The following is an 18,817-nucleotide window of genomic DNA, read 5'->3' on the forward strand; positions in this document are numbered from 1 at the left end:
CATGTCACAGGCAACAGTCGCCACCACAGACAGCGGCGCATCGAGCGGTCGAACTGACTCTCTCCCCGTCGTCGCGGCGAAGTTCTTGCTGCCGTCGGCGGCGGGAACGGTGGCGTGGCTGGGGCTGGTTGCGTATCTGGAGTCGGACCTTCCAAGCCAGCCTCCGTCGGCCCCGTCACAGGTGGGTTTGGAGCAGATACTCAGCTGGGTGTTACTTGCCAGCGTCGTCTGCTCAGTGCTGGTCGCGGCGGCGATACACCTACGCGCCCCGGCTGAGTACGCCGACAGGTTCCACCAGCTGGGCGTTCATCTGACGATGTTCGTCAGTATCAACGCGGCCATTACGACAGCCGTGTTGCTTATCTGGCTCATCGAGGTGCAACACGGTTTGGTCCCGGAGAGGATGGCCCTCACACCCATGAACGCAATCTGGGCCGCTGTCATGTCGTCGATATTCCTCCCCGGGCCGTACGCCGGCGCCCTCATCGGCCGGTGGTGGAGTAACTGACGATGAGTAAAAAATACGCACGCGAAACATTCCTCGTGGCACTGGCGGCGGCCGTATTTGGGGCTGGTTTCGCGTATGCGGCTGTCGGGCTGGGGATGGTTACTGGTTGGACACAAACCCTCCCGGGCCTCACACTGGGTGAGCATCTACTGGTGCTCGGCGTCGCGATACTGGCGCTAGTGGGCGCTTGCATTCTCTTCGAGTCTGCCCCTGGCGATAGAGGGCCGGACGAGGGGGCGGCGGCTGACCAATTGGAGTAACTGACTATGCTCAGACAAACACTCACGATAGCGCTAGCACTGTGTCTCGTCGCGACCGCCGCGACGCCGGCGGCTGCGGCGAGCAGCGACCCCATCGACGACTGGATGTCGACCGTCGAAGAGTCCCAAGACGAGGAACCGGACGGCATCTTCGACCGCATCAAAGGGATGGCGCCTGACTCCGCCGTGGGCGGGTTTGCGGCCTTCGACGGCCAACTCGCCCGCTACGTGTCCAACCCCTTCGCAGAGGTGCCCACGAACGAAGAGACGGCCACGGAGTTCGAACGAGCGGTACAGGCCAACAACGCCACGTTCGAGGCGACGGTCAACGAGAAGAGCAACGTCACGGACGCGTACGACACCCACGCCGTGATGATTGCCCACGAGGACAGCGACCCGGTGACGGTCTTCCTCGTGGCAAACGCGTCGAACGGGAACATCTCGAACCTCCGCGTGCTCGACCGCGACGAGTTCAACGCCACAGGCCGAGAGACGGACGAACTGTGGGTCGTCGACGGCGACGCCGCGACGAACCTGCCGGAATTGACGACCGAGATCGCCGAGCGCATCAACAGCGGCGAGTCTGTCGGGAAGTCCTACCAGAAACGCCTCGGTGGGCGGTACTGCTCGGCACAGGCGCCGTGGAGCGGCGACGTCATCGACCTGCGGAACTGTGACGTGCGCTCGACCATCTGGATGGACAAACAGGCCGTCCTCGAAGGTGATAGCGAATGACGTTCGGCGGCGACGACAGCGGCCGGACGCGGGGTAGCGACGGTCGGATGTACGACTCGAAGCAGCAGGCAGACCGCGGCTATCAGGCCCACGAGAATCGGGCCCAGACGGCGGCGCGACGGACGAAGTGGAAAGCACAGGGTGTACTGGGGCAGTTCGCATTCGTGCCGAAAATCACGTACTACGCCGTCGTCAACGGGATGAAGAAACTCTTCAACCCGTCCGAGTTGGCGCAGTCCCTCGCACGGGTGCCGGAGGACATCGCAAAACTCCCGAAGTTCACGAAAGCCGTCTTCCGCAACGCGTTCAGGCCAGTCACCTCGCGAGTATCCCGCGACGAGTCGTCGAATAGCAAGCGGTACAGCCGGCGGAGGGACGACTAATGCCGAAACGCTTGCTCAAACCGTTCTCGTGGGCGAAGAAGCAACTCGGCCAGATGTACCGTGGGGTTCGGAAGCTCTGGAGCTGGTCGTTCCTCAGGGACCTCGTCCCGGACTGGATTCTGAAACTCACGGTCGAGGCCGTCCCGGACGCCCTCTGGGGCGAGACGCCACGCGACCAGATTAACGGCTCCATCATCTTGATGGGCTGGGGCATCGCGACGTCGGCGTTCACCGGCGGCGCAACCGTCGCATTCGTCTGGTTCTGGAGCATCTTCTTCTGGATAGGCGTCATCCGCTTCTCGTCGGCAGGGTCGTCGGCGTGGAAGAAGCTCACGTCGGTCGGCCGGCCGTCGCTGCCCGGTCGCGACGGTGACGGCAGGTACGGTCGGCGGCGGGGGCGATGACCTGTGTCGTTCACGCCAGTCACGTGGCTGGCCGAGCAGGTGTCTCGCGTCCGCGTCGGCGGGCGAGAACTGCGCGAGCGAGCGCCGACCGAGGACATCCCGCGGCCGGTCCTGAAAGCCGGCCTCGCCATCCTCGTCGTCGTGTTCTTCCTCGACGAGTTTCTGGTGCTGGCGGCGGTCTTCGGCGGCCCCATCGCCTTGGGCATCATGCTGGCCTTCGCCGGCACGGTGCTGGTCGCTCGTCGGACCGAACGCGGGCGACGACTGCGAAACCGGGCCTCGGCACGTGTGCGGCGGGCGGCCGGGGCCTCGCGAACACGGCACTACGCCCGCCGGGAGGACGATGAGTAATGCCACGGAAAACCGGACGCAAATCACGCTCACGACGGCAACGAGTCCAGAAGCGAGTGTTCAGCATCGAGCGCGGTCTGTTCAGGGCCGGGAGCATGGGCCTGTTCGCCTTTGGCCTGCTCGTGCTCATCTACATCGGCCTGACGAGCGATATCGTGTTGCTGGTGGCGATCGCCAGCATCGCCATCTTCGTCTGGGGCGCCGTCGTCCTGCCGGTCGACCGGTTTCAGGACCTCGGCGCGTACCTCTGGGACGGCGAGTTCGGCCGCGACATGCACGACTGGTGGGTCAAACTGATGCCATGGAGGGGTCGCTGATGCGCTCGGTGACGCTGCTGGTCGCCGGTCTCCTGCTGGTCGCGATGGTCGGCCCTGTCGCCGGCCAGACCGAGACGGCGACGCCGACGGACCAGTGCTCGACGGACGTCTACTACGAGGCGTTCCGCACCAACCAGTCGGTCATCAACGCGACCAACGACAGCGGCAGTACCTCGGTGTCGAAGGCCAACACGCGCGTGACGGTCAACGAAACGGAGGCGTTCTACCGACTTCGGGCAGAGAACCCGAACTCCTACTGTGTGGACATGACCGTCGACATCGCCGACGCGGTCCTCCCGGCGGCGACGCTGGGCGAGGTCGAGAGCGTCGACGGCGAGACCACCGCCCAGTGGACGGATGTCACCGACTTCGACAGCCAGTCGGCCTACACCGAGGTGTCGTTCACGGTGCCAGCCAACACCACGGTCACGTTCGCGCCGTCCCGACCGACAGTGTTCTTCCCGGCGTGGCGCGACGAGCGCAAGCGCGACGCCGAGGGCCTGCTCGACCGGGTGACCGGCCTCTCGCCCTTCGGCGACGACGAGGAGGAGACCGGCCTCTCGAAGCGCACCTACTACTTCAACGCCAGCGAGAGCGAGACGGTCACCGTGCGGTTGGACAACCCGAACAGCTCCGACCAGCGCATCGAGGAGTGGAACGCCGTCTATCGCCTCTCGGAGGACGACCCGTGGCGGCCCGTCGACACCGACACCGCAGACCCGGTGTACTACTCGACACCGAGCCCCGACAAGGTACGATTCGTCATGACCGACGACAACGCCCAAATCGAGTTCACCGCGAACCCGACGTACACGGATGAAGCGCTCGCGGAGTATCGCTCGTACAAACGCTCGTGGCTAGACCTCGGGTCCTGGCTCCCCGGGCTGGCCGCGCCACAGGGGGTGCTGAATCGATGAGCATCCTCGATATGGTTCTACTCGGTGTCATCGGTCTCATCCTCGTGGTGAGTCTGCTGAACCCCGGCGGCCTGCTGTTGGCCGCGACCATCGCCGCGCTCATCATCAGTGTCCGACTGGTCGTGCCGTGGGTCGGCGACTACTACAAGGAAGCCCACAGTGGCAAGGTGGGGCGGATGCGGGCCCAGCAGGCCAGACAGAGTGACGAGGAGAGTGGTCGCTGATGCCCGCTCTCGAAGCCCTCGGTGCTATCGTCGTCGGCCTCGCTGGCGGGTACGTCCTGCACCAGCGGTACTCGAAGCACGCCAGCCCGCTCCAGTCACTCATCCAGATGGCACTGGCGCTGGCGTGGATACTGGCCGCGTTGGCGACCATCTTCACCGGCTTCTACGCCGCCGGGATGCTCATGCTTGCGGTGTTCTGGTACTTCTTCCTCGGGAACTACAAGAACGTCCGCGAGTCCGACCTCCAGACCAACCCGCGGTCGTGGCGGCGCTCGCTCTCGAACTTCGACCCCTTCGGGTTTGAGAACCGTCGGTAGCCGGCGTTTCACGCAGAGTAATCATTAGTAATCATTACCATGTTCAGACAGCACCTGCAGTCGATACAGCAGTGGTACAGCACGACAGATTGGGACGAGGCGCTCGCGACCGTGTTCGTCGCGTGGCTGTTCGCTATCCCCGGCGGCGCGCTCGCTCAGTACATCGGCGTCGCGCACCTCATCCGCGAGGGGACAGTCAACATCGCACCCGGCTGGTCGACCGCAGCGGCCGCCGGCATATTCGCGGCGACCATCGCCACCCCGTTCCTGTTCGCCGCTCGGTGGCTGGTGGGTCGCCTGACTGACCGCACCATCCCGGGACTGCCGGCCGTCGTCGTACTGGCCGCTGGGTGTGCGCTCGCAACCATCCTGCAGCTTCGTGACCTCACGAGCGACCCACGATTCGCCGTCGACCTGCAGTTTTTCGCACACAACGAGTTGCTGGTCGGCGTCGTCTGGTGGGGGCTCGTCTTCGTCACGACGTCGGTCGGCCTGTGGCTACGCGATAACCGACCACGGATTCGGACTGGGGGGACGCCCGTCGCGGCTGCCCTACTCGTCTCGATGGTCGTCCTCGCCGGGGCGGGCGCGGGGATGGTCGCGCCGGCCGACGACGGGAGTGATGCCGAGACCTACAGCTACTACGACGACCCACACAACCGGACGGCCTACCTCGACGGCGAGTCTGGGCCGGAACTCACGTGGGAGATGGAAGACCGGGCGACTGACCCCGTCCCACTCGCCGAGTCGGCGTTTGCCTGTCGGGATGTCACCCACAGCGAGTACATGGTCAACGGCGCGGTGATGAAGGAAATCCCGGCGACCGATACTCACGCCGCCGACCGTATCACCGTCCAGCGGTTCCAGTTCGAGAACGGGACGACGGTTCCCAACCGTGTACGACTCGTCGTCGACGTCCCGGCCAACGCGACACATCTCCGGTCGGTGGTGAAATCGCCGGCCACCTACGGCCAGACCGACCGACTGGACTACGCCATGGGCGGGCGCTACACTGCCACCTTCTCGACCGAGTGGACCCAGCCGGGAGCGTTCACGCTCACGTTCGCGTACGAGAACGGGACGACCGAACGGTACTACGCCGGCCTCTGCCCGTCGCAGGAGGTCTCCTGATGTTCGTCGGCGACGAGACGACGTACTCGGGCAAGTGCCCACAGCCGATCTGGACGCAGTTGAAGGAACTCTCGCCGGCTGACCACCAACTCCAGCGGACGGTCAACTACGGCGTCGCCCTGCTGGTCGCGTGCTATCGCTACGACGACCTCGGGCCCGAGGCAACCAGACTCGTCGACCAGATGCTCGACGACGAACACATGCCGGCCCCCACCCAGACCGAGAGCGGCAGCGACGTTGACCAGCTGGTCGCCGAGCTCCAGCGCAACCAGTCGCCCGTCGCGACGGCACACACCACCGACGACGCCGTCGGCGAGACACAGACGGAGTAACAGCATGAACACCAACACCCACGCTAGAACTGGCGAATCGACACTCAAACACAAGCAATCGGAGTTGCGGGAGATACGGTCGGACCTCCGGGAGAAACAGACGTACATCCCGGACGGCCACGAAGACCTGTATCGCGCCGTCGCGGACTGGATACAACGCTCGTACGACCTGCCGATGGGCAGCATCCAGGCCCGGGTGCGGAGCCGACTGCTGGGCCTCCAGCAAAAGCCCCAGCACAAGTTCCGGCCCCATCGCGGCGTCGACGACCCCGAGGAGGCGTTCCCCGACGAGTGCGAGGGCTGCACCCACTACGGCGGTCGGTGCCCCGTCCTCGCGAAAAAGGTCGGGCAGGACACGCTCGAACGCCACTTCGACACGGCCAACTCCGACGAGGAGCTGTTGGGCCGGCTCACACAGTACGCGTCCCAACGCAGTTGTGACGTCCTGAAAGACGAAATCGAGAGTGGTCAGTCCCAGTACCGCGAGTTCGTGAAAGAGGGTGAGAAACTCCGCACACGCGTCAACGCCGTCGTCTCGGACATCGACCTCGGCGACATCGAGGACGACGACTTGCCGTTCGATATCGAGACGCCCGACGGGCCAGATGGCGGCACAGCCAGTGCGCCCCCGTCGGCGGAGATCGCAGAGGAGGTCGCCGAGATCACCGCGGCCGTGACGGGCGACGACGAGGAGGACACCGATGGTTGAGTGGGCCACGGCGGCGCTCAGCGGCGTCGGCGTACTGGTCGTCCTCGGTGTGCTGTACCTCGTCTGGTCACGCTGGCTGTCGGGCCCGGACCACCAGCAAGAGGCCACCGAGGAGACTCAAGAACGGCTGCAGATGGCGGACGACAGCGTCTCGAACGCCGACCGCGTCGGCCTGTTCCAACGCACACGCGCCCAACCGACGACGACGAAGGCGTTCTATCTGTCGCTGCTCGCACTGTTCGTCGTCCTCGCGTACGCCGCCTACACGCTGTTCCAGTCCGGCACGCCCGAGGAGATGGCCTACAACAAACAACTCCACCAACTCGTCTTCGGGACGGTCATCGCTGTCGGCGTCGTGTGGTTCGTCCGCCGACAGGACCGCAAGGCCGGCGAACTCCGCGTCACGCTGGAAAACGACGCGACGAGCGTGAAGGAGATCCCATTCGACTGGGACATGGCCGACCCCGCCGTCGCCGCCAACGAAGGGAAGGACGTCGTCCTCGCACCGGCGTTCAAGAAACGTCGCCTGCTGGGGCTCTTCTGGCGGGTTGCACTCGCCGCCGACGACCCGCAAACCCGCGACCTCGATAAGGCCCAACCCGAAGACCGCGCGCTGTACGAGGTGCCGATGGACGACTCGGCGGCGTGGGACTACCGCAACCAGACGGTGACGGTCCGGGCGAAAGACATCGAAGCCTGTGAGGACCCGAACCGCGTTGCGACGCACACGTTCGTCCCGAGCGACCGGGCGTCGAAGGGCGAACTCGACGACAAGAAACAGGTGATTGCGGAGTTAGAGCAGGAAGTCGAGCATCTCGAGGAGATGGACGCCATCAAGGACGAACGTATCGCCGACCTGCAGGAACACCTCAAAAACCGCGAACACGACTCCGAACAGGAGTACGAGAAAGCCATGCAGAACGTCCTCAGCCTGCTGAACGCCATCACTGGCGGCCAGCAGGGCGTCACGGACGGCGACGGCAATCCGTCAGCGCAGTTGAGCGCCCTCCAGCAGGGCACCGACAGTTCGTCGACAAACGGCGAGAAAGCCGACGCGAACTAACACACCAATTCTATGCACGCACACACCACATCCACGAGCGGTCGCGCCGGGCGACGCTGGCTGACGGTGCTCGTCGCCATCCTCGCCCTGACGAGCGTCGCGATGCCCGCCGCCGCGACCGCCACCGAGACCACGCTCACCCGTCTCGACACGTCGGGCGTCGTCGCACAGGCTACGAACAACACTACGGCGAACACCTCGGCGAACACGACCAGCGGGCCGACGACGGCCTCACAGGTCCGTATCACGCCGGCCATCCCCGACGCCGACTACGTGAGCGTGACCGTCGTCGAGAGTGACGAGCGGTTCAACACCTCGGGGACGTTCGCGACGTTCGCGCTCTCGGAGTCCGTCGACGCAGTCCGCATCGAACAACCGAACGCCGAGGCGCGGCTGCTCGGCGACGGCTCCGTCGTGCAGGTCCAGTACGACCAGCAAGCCGCCCCCGGCGACAACCCGAGTCTCTACACGGTCGAACTGTTCTTCGCCGACGGGTCGACGCGCACGTTCGACTTGCTTGCGACGCACACCGACGTGACGGCGTCGCCGGCCATCAACCCGGCCTACGAGACACACATCGAGTATCTCGAAACGCAGGCCGCAGACATGGGCTACGACGCCGACCCCAAGGGCGTCCGGGCCTACGTCGAGAACCGCGAAGAGCGGGCCGAGTTCTTCGAGGGCCTGTGGACCGAGCAGGTGAAGACGTTCATCGGCCTGCGTATCGCACAGGCGGCGTCGCCGCTGGACTGGGTGGCCGGGATCGCCATCATCGCGCTCGTCGCCTACTGGCTCAACCGCCGGCACGGCTGGGTCCTGCGCATCCAGCAACTCGCCGTCAGCCGAGCCGAACTCGTCCGCGAGGCCGTCCGGCAGGAGGCCGAACGCCAGCGCAACGCCGCTGCGAAACACCCGCTATCGGAGGTCGACGGCATCGGCAACAACGCCCAGCGATTCTGGACGAAAATGGGCGTCGAGACGGTCGAGAACATGATACAGGTGTCGTGTAAGGGCATCGTCGCCGCCGACGAACACGGCGGCGCAAAGACCGACACCGACGGCAACATCATCCTCGCCCACCAGGGCGTCGACGACCTCGCCGCCGTCGAACCACTCACCGAGCGGGAACTGCGCGAGAACACGTGGCTAAAACCCGTCATTCTCGAAGGGCGGTTGCGAGCGTCGACGGCGCTGTCCCACATCGAGCAGGCGTTGCTCGTCGCCGAGAAGGACTACAACCGCGGGGCTGAGGTGCGAGAGACGCGCCTGCAGGTGCAGGAACTCATCAAGGACCTGCAGGGACGCGACGACGGCACCGCCGAGAAACACTCCCGACAGGGCAAACTCGAACTGCCCGGCGACCAGCACGACCGCGACCCTTCGGGCCGACCGAGCGGGTCGCCATCGGGAGGGGATGACTGATGAAACTCGACATCCTCAGCGACAGTCTCGACGACTCGTGGCCCGGGACGGACAAACTCCGCGGTCTCAAACGTCGGGTGCTGGGCGACCCGCGCCGAGCGCCCGGCCGCATCCTCGGCGGACTCGTGTTCCTGCTGATACTCGCACTGGTCATCGGAGCGCTGTACGTCATCAGTTCGACGGCCGAGAGTAGCGGGTCGTCGCTCTGGCTGGTGCGCGTGCTAACCGATATCGTCGGGACGCTGTGGTTCGCCGTCCCCGTCGCCGTCTACCTCTACTACAAGTATCTGGGCCGGCGGCGCAGTCGCTACGCGGCCCAGGCGGCCGAGCACATCGGCTGGCTGACGACGAGCGTCAAGCAACTCTCCGACGAGGTGCGGACGACCGACCGGACGACGCGTATCATCGCGACGACCGACGATTCCTACGAGGCTATCTGTGACGCCGTCGACACCGCCCTCGACGGCGAGTCTCACCCCTTCGAGTCCGTCGACTACTACGGTCGTGGGCAAGACAGCGACGACGCACCGGCCGACGCGAGCGAACTCCCGGCCGAGGAAACGGCGGCGGAGTCTGGCGACCCCTTCGACGGGGCCGACGCCCCGGACGACGGAACGACCGATGACAACCCTTTCACGACTGACACTGAGGGCGCGGCCGACCCCTTCGAAAGACTCGACCCGCCAGACGACGAGGCGCTATCGAGCGATGCGTTCGTGACGACGCCGGACGCAGACGACGAACAGGAGCAAGCACTCTCCCACCGGGAGCGTGCTCGTCGGGCAATCGCACACGCCAGCCAGCGAGCCCTCGACGCAGCGCTCACCGGACTAGAGACGGCGTGGCGTGGCGCACGGAAACTCGTCGCGTTTGCCGTCGCGACAGTCACGCGCCTCTTCGGTCTCGTGACCAGCATCCTCGCCTACCCGCTGGTCCGGCTGGGTCTCTGGAGCCGAGACGCCGCCGCTGACGCCGACACGAAGGCCCGCCGAGACGACCACGACGACGAAGTGCCGTGGCGGATTCGCTTCTCCGAAGAGGTCAAACACTTCGTGCTGGACTTCTCAGCCGGCTATCGCTCCGACGACGTCCGCTGGCGGTTCGTCTTCCCGGCCGTCGTGACGATGGCGACGCTGCTGCTGGTGGCCCGCGTCTGGGTCCGCCCCGTCACGTTCGTCCTGTTCATCGGCTTCTCGCTGGTGGTCGGCCTCGCCGTGTTCTGGTCGACGAACCGCCTGCGCTCCCGTCGGGTTCGAAAGTACCGACAGGGGCGTGGCGGCGGTCACTGGGACGACGTCGCTGGCCTCGTGAAGACCGTCGAGACGGCCGACACGACGGCCTACGTCGGGTTCATGGCTGGCCGGACCTACGCGACCTACGACCGCGAAGAGTTCGTCACGGAGTTCGCGCTTCGGATGTGGCAGCACACGCACAACGAGCGCGTCGCGCCGTCGATACTCGAACAGTACGCCCGCAACCTCGCGATGATGAAGCCCAATCTGCAGGGCCATCGCGAGAACGTCGAAATCCCGGCCATCCAGCGCCGGCTGAAAGAGGTCGTCGAGACCACCGAGGACAAGGTCGTCGAGAAGGCCGAACTCGCCTTCCGAGTCATCGAACCGGTCGGCGAGACCATCAAGTTCGAGCGCTCGCTCGGCCACGACCCGCGACTGGTCGCCGCCGAGTACCGCTGGATGGTCGAAGCCGGCGGCGTTCTCTCGGAGATGGACGTGGAGATGCCGGCCGCCGACGGTGAGGATACCGAGGTGACGCTGGTCTACCCCAGCGAGAAGACGCGCTTGCCGGACATCCAGCAGATACACTCCCGGCTCTCGGACCGGTTCCACGGCCTGCAGGGTGACCCGTTCTATCGCCTGCCGAGCGTTGACCCGGCGCGGCACCTGACGCCGTTTCAGGCGACGCCGCGGGCGTGGGACGAACTCCCGGAGAGTGGGCCGAACGGACATACGACCGTTTCTGACTGAGGTGATTTCTCGATGATGTACAAGCCAACACGTGATTCAGCGCATAGTATCGACCCCACGCTGTCAGATGTAATCCACCAAGCACACCGTGACGACCGGCCGGTCGAACTCGTCGCCACAGACCGTGGGCTGACCGTTCGGATAGACGGCGTCGACGTCGCGCCCGTCCCGTCGGAGTCGTTCGACTGGCCGCTGCACCGCATCAACCTGTCCGACGATGCTGCTGCGTTGGCGGCCGACTCGCTGGACCGACGGCGGAAGCGGCGGTTCGAACGTCGGAAGCGCAAGCTCCGAACGGACGACCACGCCGCCTCGGAGGGGGCGACAGTGCTATGAGCGGGAGCGACAGCAAGTACGCCGACCTGCAGGCGACCGACCGGTACTCTCCCGACGAGGTCATCAAGCGCGTCGCGAAAAAGGGCCTCCAGACTCAGCAGGCGACGCAGCAACTCGAACACGAGTCGGTCGTCCGGCAACTCATCATGCAGTTGCGGAAGGCCTTCGAAGGTGAGGGCAACCACGACGCCGAGAGCCTGTTGCTGGCGGCTCACTGGCATCTCCGGCAGGCGCCCGGCATCACCGACCTGTTGCATCCGGGCGACGACCGCCTCGACCGACAGACGAAACTCGACTTTCGCGAGCAGTGCCGGCTCCGCGACCAGGGCAAACAGCCGCCGTCGCCGTCGTCGGAGTTCGTCACACTGGCGAAGATTGCCGAGGCGCTGGAGTACATCAGTTCCATCACCGACCCGTCGCGGTACGCACCCGTCCGCTTCGACCGTATCGACGAGCCCGGCGCCCGCACGACCGTCGACGAACCGACGCCCATCGGCCGCATCCGCATCGGCCACGATTCGTCGAAGGCGCTCGACGACCGCGCTGTCGAACTCCCCCACCAGTCCTGTGACCACATCGGGGCCGTCGCGCTACCCCGTCGGGGGAAGGACTCGACGCTCGTTTCGGCGGGGATGAACCTGCACGAGGAACACGGCTACAAGTACATCTCCATCATGGACGACGGCCGGATGGAGACGCCGATGGTCGCCATCCCGAACGACGAGGACGTCATCCGGCAGAACCTCAAACGCATGGGGCAGGACCCGAAGGCCATGGCCGCCGACGTCTATGTCCCGGCGATGAGCGGCGTGCCGTCGATGCTGCCGGGCAACTTCGAGCAGTTCACCATCGGTATCGACTCGCTGACGCCGCATCTCATCCTCCGGCTGGCCGGCGTCACGAAGTCCGACGAGACGGTCGAAGCCCGAATCAAGAAGGCACTGGACGAGACGCTGGACGGGACCGGCAACGTCTCCGAACTCGTCTCGCGGCTGGAGGTCTACTCGCGAGAGATGGAGGCCACCATCGAGTGGACCGAACTCGAAGAGCAGAGTCCCGACAGCGCGACCACCGAGACCTACACCGCCCGGTACCAGATGGACGCCGAGGACGCACTCGAGACGGCCGCCCAGCGACTCGGCCAACTCGCCGCCGAGGGCCTCATCGCCTCGCCGTCGGCGTCGACGAATCTGGACATGAAGGGCATCATCCGGGACCGTGAGCGGGCCGCTGTCCTGTGCTGTAACTTCCTCGACTCCGGGCTGGAGCCGCTGAAGTACGTCATCATGGACCTGTGGCTGCGGCTCATCTACCAAGCCCGGGACCAGAACCCACGACTCCCGCGTGTCTGCATCGAGATTCGCGAGTTGAAGAACATCGCGCCGTCGAAGCTCGCCGACGTCCGGTACAAAGACGACATCAAGACGCTCCGGCAGACGATATTCTTCCTCACCACGCAGGGCGGGTCGCGTCGGATTCTCCTACTTGGGTCTACGCAGAAGTGGAACGACGTGTACAAGCCGGTGCGGTCGAACATCGCCATCAAGATTCTCCTGCAGCTGGGCGACGACGAAATCGACACGCTGGACAAGACCCATCACTTCTCCTACGAGCAACAGGACCAACTCGCCGAGTTCAACATCGGGCAGGGGATGCTGTTGTCAGAGGGTGGCGCCCACTGGCCCATCGAGTTGCGGGGCGCGCCGTGTGGCCTCGGCCTCGGCGACCGGCACTGGCGGGACCGCTACGGCGTCGCGTGGGGCGCACGGGTTCGCGAGCACGAGCGGGATTCGTGGCGCGGGCCCAGTGGCGACCTGCCCGCGTGGTGGGTCGACGTCGCCCGGCTGTCGGTCACGAGCGTCGACGCCGTCGCCGACAAGCCACCTATCGGGACGTGGTTCCTGCTGCCGCCGGACCTCGATGGCGTGGCCTGCGAGGCCGCCGACGCCTACGACCGCGACGCCGACCGGTTCGAAGAGGCCACGGCCGAGAAGCAACGCGCATGGGTCGACGCCGCACTCGAGGCGAGACGCGAGTACGAGATCCCGAACGACCTGCTGTTGCGGCCGACCGGCACCGGGGCCCGCCAGCGGAGTGTCACACTCGGCGCCGACGACGAGAGCGCGGCCCTGCAGGATATCGTCAAGGAGTACGGTATCCCCGGGCCCATCAAGGGCTGGTTGGAGACGAGACAGCAAACGCGCCAGAACCTCATCGCCGCCGTCCAGCACCTCGATGAACACGGCCCGTACAAGTATGCGAAAGACCTGGCCGAAGAGGTCCCGTACGCAGAGTCGACATTCAAGAACTACTGGTCAAACGACTCGAAGTTGGGCGAGTGCTGGGTGAAAAACGGGAAGCACTACGAAATCAGCCCGGTCGGCAAGCAAGCGGCAGCGCTCGACTGGGACACTATCGAGTCCCAACTGGAGGAGGTGACCGCGTGATGAACGACGAGATTCCCGACGAAATGTGGGCGCTCGTCACCGGCACCTTCGAGGGCGAGGTCCGCCAGACCAACAGCGCCTATCCCGAGGACCGCTCGGTCCGGTTCGACTGGCAGCGGATTCACGACGCCCAGCCTGACGTCGCTGAGGACCTGCTGTCGAACCCCCGGAACACGCGGCTGAAACTGTCGAAGGCCGTCCATACGTGGGACGCCGTCGACATGCCAGAGGTGTCGGTCCGCATCCACAACATCCCAGACGAACGTATCTACCGCGTCGGCAAGCTTCGGACCCGGCACCTCGGGACTGCTATCGGCGTCACCGGCGAGGTCGCCGACATCGAGCCTGTGAAACCGTTCGCGACGATGGCAGTGTTCGAGTGCCGGCGCTGTGGGACGCTGAATCAGGTCCCCCAGCAGTTCGGCCCGATGTTGCGTCCCGTGGAGTGCTTAGGCTGTGAGAGGTCGGGTAGCAAGAGCGACTGGCTGTTTCGGCGAGCACAGTCCGAACTGCAAGACGTTCGCGAGGTCGAACTGAAGCGGCTGGACACGAATCTCGACGACGATACCGTGGTTCTGAAGATACGTCTGAAAGAGGACCTCGTCGACCGACTCGGCCCCGGCGACGAAGTGTCGCTTGTCGGTCGCTACGACTCGGGCGCGTTCCAGAACAGCTCGGTGCTGACGACGTATCTGGACGTGTGGGCCATCGAGAACCACGAGGAAGGCGTGCTGATGGACGAACTCCCGCCCGGCGAACTCCACGAGATGGTCGTCGACGAGGTGCGCATCCAGCAGGAAGCCGACGCCAGCGACTTCGGCGCGAATCGCGAGGACGTGCTGGACGCCATCGAGGACGAGGGTATCCGGCGCAGCGAGGTCGAAACCGCGCTCGATGAGGCTATCGATGAGGGCGACGTCGACGAGATAGCCGGCGAGAAGCTGATGGTCGCGGAGTGAGCTGGACTGTGGCGTCCGCCATGCGCGGTGCCACGTCTATCCTGAGTCCAGTTACTCGTCCAACCGAGAGTCTTGCTCTACACCGGCGTATCGGCCGCTGGATGGGCGTGATTCGATATCTCACGCGCTCGGCCGGAGAGGCAAGTCTTCGCGTCCGTCGCGTCTGCGCGTCGTACGCGCATACATCGTAGCGCCTGCAACCACTAGTAGAATCTTTCCTCACCAGACCGACACCGTGGTGTCCGCCGACTGCCGCAGATGAAATCCACCGCTACGAACAAGACTTCCCGACGATGAACGACGACCAGTTCCAGACTCTCACTCGTCTCAGCGCCGTCGCGTCGGTCTACGGTGCTAGTTGGGTCGTCGCGAACACCGTGCTTCCGGGCTGGACCCATGGGCTCGTCGCGACGCTACTGGCCGTCGCGCCGGTCGTGTTGATACTCGGCATCGCCTCGTCGCTGGGGTTCGAACTCTCGGGTGGACAGTGTCGAGCAGCGACGACCGACGGCTCTCGGTGCAGTCGCAGCCGGCCACCGAACCGAGACTGCTGCTGGCAGCACCGCGAGTTGCATGATGTGACGCTCCACCCCGAAGGTATCGACGAGAAGACCCGGGCCGCAGAGGACGACCTCGTGGTTCGGTAGCTATCTCGATTTCTAGGAATCATAGAACTGCCGTGTTGAATAGATGCTGAGCCACGATTAGAGTGGCTCACAGAGCGGTTCTAGGATTCCGTCTGTGAATCTTGTTCAGAGGGCAGCGACTCCTCATCCGGTCCCCGAACCTGTGTGATAGTTACTACGTAGCTACGGTTGCACTTGCCACATGAGATACGTAGATCAGATCTGGATTCTTGTAAGCCACCAGTTGTTTCCATTGGTTTCCCACACCAACACGTGAACTCGGCTTTCATGCCCCTTTGTCCAATATCTTCTCGGTGAGTGTGCAGGGGCCACCAGTTGATCGGTCAGGCGGGTTGGCGGAATGATTCATTTCAGGAGTGTGGTGACAGTCTCCTCGAGCTCATCGAGACTCGGGGTTTCGTATGCATCTTCGGTGACCCACGTGTGACGAACTGTATTTGAGTCGTCAACGGTGACCAGTGCTCGCTTCGGTACGCCAACGTGATGTTCCCACTCCTCGTAGGCCACCCCATATTCGTCAGTGACACGACCTCTGGTATCACTCAGCAAGGGGAATGGGAGATCGTTTTCCTGGATGAATCGCTTGTGAGCGTAGCATGAATCAAGCGAGATACCGAGTACGTCGATATCGTCGGTGAACGTGAGCCATTCGGCGTCTCGAAATCGGCATAACTCGGTCGTACAGACAGGGCTGAAATCGAACGGGTAGAAAATGAGGATTGCAGCACCGGCTTCAGTATAATCGGACAAACTGTACGGCTCGATTTGTTCACCATCCGTCCCCGGTACTGTGAAATCGTCCACAGTGTCCCCTTCTGAAAGCATCCCTTTTTTATTAATCTGACAACATATATGGTTTTGGTGGCTGACAGTGTTGAGATAGTCGTCGACTGCAAGTTATCGGACCTAACAGTCGAGGACAACGCTCGTCTCGCGCATAGGTTTCATTGTATCGACCGAGACACCGATCGATTCGTCGCCTTCGACGTCAAGGAGTCTGGGCACTTCGTCGACTGTCTCGTCAGGATGGACCAGTTCGATATTGTTCGCTGTGAAGATTGTATCCGGTGTGCTGGCCTCAGTGGGTTTACCCTCGTAACAGAGATACAGCCCTGTTTCTCGGATACACACTGCCGCGAACTCGTATTCCGAATTGGTAGTGGTGATGAGACGGACCATATTCAGTCCCAGTTCTGTTGGAAGGCCTAGCCTCTGCGTTCTTCGATGGAGAGTGCTCTCGCATCAGCCACCAGGTCGTGTGAATCAGCGAACGCTTCTGTTTCAAGCGCCACCATTGTCCCCAGACTGTCGCCGAGGATACAATTAATCTCAGTGACATTCTCGAAGCACTTCCGCACCGCTGGAGCCGCCATCGCTACAGGTTGGGCGTTGTCGCTCACTCTTTCGTCAGCCTATTTTCTAGTTTCCCGTCCACGAATATGCCACCGTTGCCCGTAACAACCACATTATGTTCAGAGATTTCAAACGATAGCTGCCACTGACTGGCCGAATGATTGACGAGGCGACGAATTGCATCACCGGAGATATAGTTTTGAAGCGTAATGTCCATTTGTTTTGGTTCAACACTTTTCGACTGTGCAATTGCCACGATCACGTCTTCTATCGCACCCTCACCCATATGCCTCCTATAATTGAGTAACACAAATAAAGATACCTCAGAATAATCATTTGTGGCCTGATTCTTAGCCTATTCAGGCTCAGATCCTCGTAAAATGAAAACGGTTTATGCTCAAAACAGCATCCCAGAACAGTTCAAGAGGCTTTTACCAACAGACAGAGTAGGATACTTATGACAGACTTTGGCTTGCAACTACGGATGCTCGTCGTCGGTGCAATCCTGTTTGCGTTCTATATATTCGCCGGGACTGCACTGTCGGTGCTGTTGGGATTGCCGCTGATACCGGTGTTACTGGTCGGTATTCTCGTCGTTCCGGCTATCCAGTACAAACTCGGAAAGTGGCTGGCGCTTCGGAAAGCCGAGGATATGCCGGATGATCAGCGGTTCGGCTACGTCCACCAGATGGTCCGGCGGCTCTGTCGGGACATGAATATCGACGAACCCCGACTCATGATGATGGATATGGGTGTCCCCAATGCCTTCGCTGTCGGGCGGAAAGGTGCCGGGGTCGTCGTCGTCTCGACCGAGTTGATGCAACTGTTAGACGACGACGAACTCGAAGGTGTGGTCGCTCACGAACTGGCCCACATCAAAAACCGGGACGTGATTACCATGGTCATCGGGCAGTCTATCGGGATGCTCGTGGGCTACGTCGCGTATTTCGCGGTGCTATTTGGCGGTGAGCGGAACATCGGGTCGTGGATTCTGGCGATGGTTGCCTCCTCGATCGCAAACGCGCTCGTGATGGTGTTTGTCCTCGCCATCTCGCGGTACCGTGAGTACGTCGCTGATGCAGATGCCAGGCAAGCTATCGGAACTGGGGAGCCACTGGCCCGCGCCCTCGAAAAAATCTCTCGTGGTGCGGAGGGTCGTGAGTCGACCGTAGAGGACAGCATGAACGCCCTCTGTATCTTCAACGCGGACAAAGGAATGTTAGAACGACTGTTCTCGACGCATCCTCCCACGGAGAACCGAATCCAGCGACTCCGAAACTAATCCGTCCCGGATTTTGACTGCGAACACCAGTTCCGATTGAGAGACTGACCACACCGTTGTAGCTTGGCCGGTTATGCATTGATTTTCATTGGTTTCGACAGCGTCCAGGCAGTTGTGACATCAGCGGCGCCCCCTGCCAATACCAGTCTGATTAGTCAATAAGCCCGTTCATTGACCAGGTGATTCGACGAATCCAGTGTGGATACAACAGATCATCCTTGCTGAATAGTTGCTCTGTATCTCGCACGGCGTTCTTGACAGGTAGTGAGTGATTCAACGGACTGATTGATACGTCAGTCCCCTGTATCGTGCGAAGAGATAGAGTCAACTGCCCCGCGCACGGTGGCGCGGGGCTTGTCCGTGAACTCAGCCTCGAACCCGTCAGGGTGGGCGGTGAATCCGCCGTTCGGCGTCGCGGTTCCAGACTTCAGGGCGAGTTGACTGTCGCCCGTCCGCCGAGACGACTGTTGGCCCCGACGGACATACCGCATCTCGATGTTCTTCGCTGCATTGTAATCGGCGTTCGCTTCGTCCCCGCACTTCTGACACCGGAAGTCGTAGCGAGTCTGTCGATTCTTGCCCGCCGTGAAACCACACTCAGCGCACCGCTTCGACGTGTATGCCGACCCAACCGCTTCATTCGTTCCTTGAGGAAGTTGAGACTACACCTGGTTTAGCGGGGTTGTAGTGCGTGGTTTCGGCTGAATCGACGAGTAGAAACTGCTTCAGATCACT

23 protein-coding genes and 1 pseudogene are annotated in these 18,817 nt (G+C 63.0%); 20 read left to right on the top strand and 4 right to left on the bottom strand.

The genetic code is table 11. The annotated features are described in order from the left end of the window. Nucleotide 1 precedes the first annotated feature (1 nt). From G9465_RS24485 to G9465_RS24575, 19 genes are all read left to right on the top strand, one after another. Nucleotides 2-508, top strand: coding sequence for a hypothetical protein (locus G9465_RS24485; RefSeq protein WP_166975926.1), 507 nt, complete (start codon nt 2-4; stop codon nt 506-508). 266 nt (nt 509-774) lie between these two features. Continuing rightward, a complete protein-coding gene (locus G9465_RS24490) occupies nt 775-1,503 on the top strand; it encodes a hypothetical protein (RefSeq protein ID WP_166975929.1) in 729 nt (242 codons plus the stop codon). Beyond that, a complete protein-coding gene (locus G9465_RS24495) occupies nt 1,500-1,886 on the top strand; it encodes a hypothetical protein (protein WP_166975932.1) in 387 nt (128 codons plus the stop codon). Before G9465_RS24490 ends, G9465_RS24495 begins: the two co-directional genes overlap by 4 nt. Continuing rightward, complete coding sequence (locus G9465_RS24500) at nt 1,886-2,290, top strand: hypothetical protein (protein WP_166975935.1); 405 nt, start codon at nt 1,886-1,888, stop codon at nt 2,288-2,290. Before G9465_RS24495 ends, G9465_RS24500 begins: the two co-directional genes overlap by 1 nt. A 3-nt stretch (nt 2,291-2,293) precedes the next feature. Beyond that, a complete protein-coding gene (locus G9465_RS24505; RefSeq protein ID WP_166975938.1) occupies nt 2,294-2,641 on the top strand; it encodes a hypothetical protein in 348 nt (115 codons plus the stop codon). Continuing rightward, the gene (locus tag G9465_RS24510; RefSeq protein ID WP_166975941.1) at nt 2,641-2,958 is read left to right on the top strand and encodes a hypothetical protein; all 318 of its coding nucleotides are present in this window, start codon (nt 2,641-2,643) and stop codon (nt 2,956-2,958) included. The genes G9465_RS24505 and G9465_RS24510 overlap by 1 nt, the downstream gene beginning before the upstream one ends. Continuing rightward, nucleotides 2,925-3,875, top strand: coding sequence for a hypothetical protein (locus tag G9465_RS24515; RefSeq protein WP_166975944.1), 951 nt, complete (start codon nt 2,925-2,927; stop codon nt 3,873-3,875). Before G9465_RS24510 ends, G9465_RS24515 begins: the two co-directional genes overlap by 34 nt. Then, nucleotides 3,872-4,099 (top strand): hypothetical protein, encoded by a 228-nt coding sequence (locus G9465_RS24520; RefSeq protein ID WP_166975947.1) that lies wholly within the window; start codon nt 3,872-3,874, stop codon nt 4,097-4,099. The genes G9465_RS24515 and G9465_RS24520 overlap by 4 nt, the downstream gene beginning before the upstream one ends. Then, nucleotides 4,099-4,416, top strand: a complete 318-nt coding sequence (locus G9465_RS24525; RefSeq protein WP_166975950.1) for a hypothetical protein — start codon at nt 4,099-4,101, stop codon at nt 4,414-4,416. The genes G9465_RS24520 and G9465_RS24525 overlap by 1 nt, the downstream gene beginning before the upstream one ends. Nucleotides 4,417-4,455: 39 nt before the next feature. Beyond that, nucleotides 4,456-5,547, top strand: coding sequence for a hypothetical protein (locus tag G9465_RS24530; RefSeq protein WP_166975952.1), 1,092 nt, complete (start codon nt 4,456-4,458; stop codon nt 5,545-5,547). Continuing rightward, complete coding sequence (locus tag G9465_RS24535) at nt 5,547-5,879, top strand: hypothetical protein (protein WP_166975955.1); 333 nt, start codon at nt 5,547-5,549, stop codon at nt 5,877-5,879. Before G9465_RS24530 ends, G9465_RS24535 begins: the two co-directional genes overlap by 1 nt. Before the next feature lie 4 nt (nt 5,880-5,883). After that, nucleotides 5,884-6,588, top strand: coding sequence for a hypothetical protein (locus G9465_RS24540; protein ID WP_166975957.1), 705 nt, complete (start codon nt 5,884-5,886; stop codon nt 6,586-6,588). Further along, nucleotides 6,581-7,651, top strand: coding sequence for a hypothetical protein (locus G9465_RS24545; RefSeq protein WP_166975960.1), 1,071 nt, complete (start codon nt 6,581-6,583; stop codon nt 7,649-7,651). The genes G9465_RS24540 and G9465_RS24545 overlap by 8 nt, the downstream gene beginning before the upstream one ends. A 12-nt stretch (nt 7,652-7,663) precedes the next feature. Then, nucleotides 7,664-9,073 (top strand): hypothetical protein, encoded by a 1,410-nt coding sequence (locus tag G9465_RS24550; RefSeq protein WP_166975962.1) that lies wholly within the window; start codon nt 7,664-7,666, stop codon nt 9,071-9,073. Next, nucleotides 9,073-11,058, top strand: a complete 1,986-nt coding sequence (locus G9465_RS24555) for a hypothetical protein (protein ID WP_166975965.1) — start codon at nt 9,073-9,075, stop codon at nt 11,056-11,058. The genes G9465_RS24550 and G9465_RS24555 overlap by 1 nt, the downstream gene beginning before the upstream one ends. Nucleotides 11,059-11,070: 12 nt before the next feature. Further along, nucleotides 11,071-11,394: a hypothetical protein gene (locus G9465_RS24560; protein ID WP_166975967.1), complete on the top strand. Its 324-nt coding sequence runs from the start codon at nt 11,071-11,073 to the stop codon at nt 11,392-11,394. Continuing rightward, nucleotides 11,391-13,841, top strand: coding sequence for a hypothetical protein (locus G9465_RS24565; protein WP_166975969.1), 2,451 nt, complete (start codon nt 11,391-11,393; stop codon nt 13,839-13,841). Before G9465_RS24560 ends, G9465_RS24565 begins: the two co-directional genes overlap by 4 nt. Beyond that, entirely contained in the window at nt 13,841-14,800 is a 960-nt protein-coding gene (locus G9465_RS24570) for a minichromosome maintenance protein MCM (protein ID WP_166975972.1), read from the top strand. The genes G9465_RS24565 and G9465_RS24570 overlap by 1 nt, the downstream gene beginning before the upstream one ends. Before the next feature lie 293 nt (nt 14,801-15,093). Further along, nucleotides 15,094-15,447, top strand: a complete 354-nt coding sequence (locus tag G9465_RS24575; RefSeq protein ID WP_166975974.1) for a hypothetical protein — start codon at nt 15,094-15,096, stop codon at nt 15,445-15,447. Nucleotides 15,448-15,792: 345 nt separating this feature from the next. Here the strand turns inward: G9465_RS24575 and G9465_RS24580 are convergent, their stop codons facing one another. The 3 genes from G9465_RS24580 to G9465_RS24590 form a co-directional block, all read right to left on the bottom strand. Next, nucleotides 15,793-16,272: a redoxin domain-containing protein gene (locus G9465_RS24580; protein ID WP_166975976.1), complete on the bottom strand. Its 480-nt coding sequence runs from the start codon at nt 16,270-16,272 to the stop codon at nt 15,793-15,795. Between the two features lie 81 nt (nt 16,273-16,353). Next, nucleotides 16,354-16,626: a hypothetical protein gene (locus G9465_RS24585; protein WP_166975979.1), complete on the bottom strand. Its 273-nt coding sequence runs from the start codon at nt 16,624-16,626 to the stop codon at nt 16,354-16,356. 217 nt (nt 16,627-16,843) lie between these two features. Further along, nucleotides 16,844-17,086 carry a HalOD1 output domain-containing protein gene (locus G9465_RS24590; protein WP_166975981.1) on the bottom strand — a complete coding sequence of 81 codons (243 nt, stop codon included), beginning with the start codon at nt 17,084-17,086 and terminating at the stop codon, nt 16,844-16,846. A 171-nt stretch (nt 17,087-17,257) separates the two neighbouring features. Here G9465_RS24590 and G9465_RS24595 point away from each other — a divergent pair, with 171 nt between their 5' ends. Further along, nucleotides 17,258-18,082, top strand: a complete 825-nt coding sequence (locus G9465_RS24595; RefSeq protein WP_166975983.1) for a M48 family metallopeptidase — start codon at nt 17,258-17,260, stop codon at nt 18,080-18,082. A gap of 293 nt (nt 18,083-18,375) precedes the next feature. Here G9465_RS24595 and G9465_RS24600 read toward each other — a convergent pair. Then, a pseudogene (locus G9465_RS24600) lies at nt 18,376-18,714 on the bottom strand (zinc ribbon domain-containing protein); the annotation flags it as partial. Between the last annotated feature and the right edge of the window lie 103 nt (nt 18,715-18,817).

Source organism: Haloarcula sp. JP-L23, assembly GCF_011602445.1.
Lineage (GTDB): Archaea > Halobacteriota > Halobacteria > Halobacteriales > Haloarculaceae > Haloarcula > Haloarcula pellucida.

Coding starts and splice junctions, on each gene's coding strand:
- G9465_RS24485 (WP_166975926.1), top strand. CDS start 2: ATGTCACAGGCAACAGTCGCCACCACAGACAGCGGCGCATCGAGCGGT.
- G9465_RS24490 (WP_166975929.1), top strand. CDS start 775: ATGCTCAGACAAACACTCACGATAGCGCTAGCACTGTGTCTCGTCGCG.
- G9465_RS24495 (WP_166975932.1), top strand. CDS start 1,500: ATGACGTTCGGCGGCGACGACAGCGGCCGGACGCGGGGTAGCGACGGT.
- G9465_RS24500 (WP_166975935.1), top strand. CDS start 1,886: ATGCCGAAACGCTTGCTCAAACCGTTCTCGTGGGCGAAGAAGCAACTC.
- G9465_RS24510 (WP_166975941.1), top strand. CDS start 2,641: ATGCCACGGAAAACCGGACGCAAATCACGCTCACGACGGCAACGAGTC.
- G9465_RS24520 (WP_166975947.1), top strand. CDS start 3,872: ATGAGCATCCTCGATATGGTTCTACTCGGTGTCATCGGTCTCATCCTC.
- G9465_RS24525 (WP_166975950.1), top strand. CDS start 4,099: ATGCCCGCTCTCGAAGCCCTCGGTGCTATCGTCGTCGGCCTCGCTGGC.
- G9465_RS24530 (WP_166975952.1), top strand. CDS start 4,456: ATGTTCAGACAGCACCTGCAGTCGATACAGCAGTGGTACAGCACGACA.
- G9465_RS24535 (WP_166975955.1), top strand. CDS start 5,547: ATGTTCGTCGGCGACGAGACGACGTACTCGGGCAAGTGCCCACAGCCG.
- G9465_RS24540 (WP_166975957.1), top strand. CDS start 5,884: ATGAACACCAACACCCACGCTAGAACTGGCGAATCGACACTCAAACAC.
- G9465_RS24545 (WP_166975960.1), top strand. CDS start 6,581: ATGGTTGAGTGGGCCACGGCGGCGCTCAGCGGCGTCGGCGTACTGGTC.
- G9465_RS24550 (WP_166975962.1), top strand. CDS start 7,664: ATGCACGCACACACCACATCCACGAGCGGTCGCGCCGGGCGACGCTGG.
- G9465_RS24555 (WP_166975965.1), top strand. CDS start 9,073: ATGAAACTCGACATCCTCAGCGACAGTCTCGACGACTCGTGGCCCGGG.
- G9465_RS24560 (WP_166975967.1), top strand. CDS start 11,071: ATGATGTACAAGCCAACACGTGATTCAGCGCATAGTATCGACCCCACG.
- G9465_RS24565 (WP_166975969.1), top strand. CDS start 11,391: ATGAGCGGGAGCGACAGCAAGTACGCCGACCTGCAGGCGACCGACCGG.
- G9465_RS24570 (WP_166975972.1), top strand. CDS start 13,841: ATGAACGACGAGATTCCCGACGAAATGTGGGCGCTCGTCACCGGCACC.
- G9465_RS24575 (WP_166975974.1), top strand. CDS start 15,094: ATGAACGACGACCAGTTCCAGACTCTCACTCGTCTCAGCGCCGTCGCG.
- G9465_RS24580 (WP_166975976.1), bottom strand. CDS start 16,272: ATGCTTTCAGAAGGGGACACTGTGGACGATTTCACAGTACCGGGGACG.
- G9465_RS24585 (WP_166975979.1), bottom strand. CDS start 16,626: ATGGTCCGTCTCATCACCACTACCAATTCGGAATACGAGTTCGCGGCA.
- G9465_RS24590 (WP_166975981.1), bottom strand. CDS start 17,086: ATGGGTGAGGGTGCGATAGAAGACGTGATCGTGGCAATTGCACAGTCG.
- G9465_RS24595 (WP_166975983.1), top strand. CDS start 17,258: ATGACAGACTTTGGCTTGCAACTACGGATGCTCGTCGTCGGTGCAATC.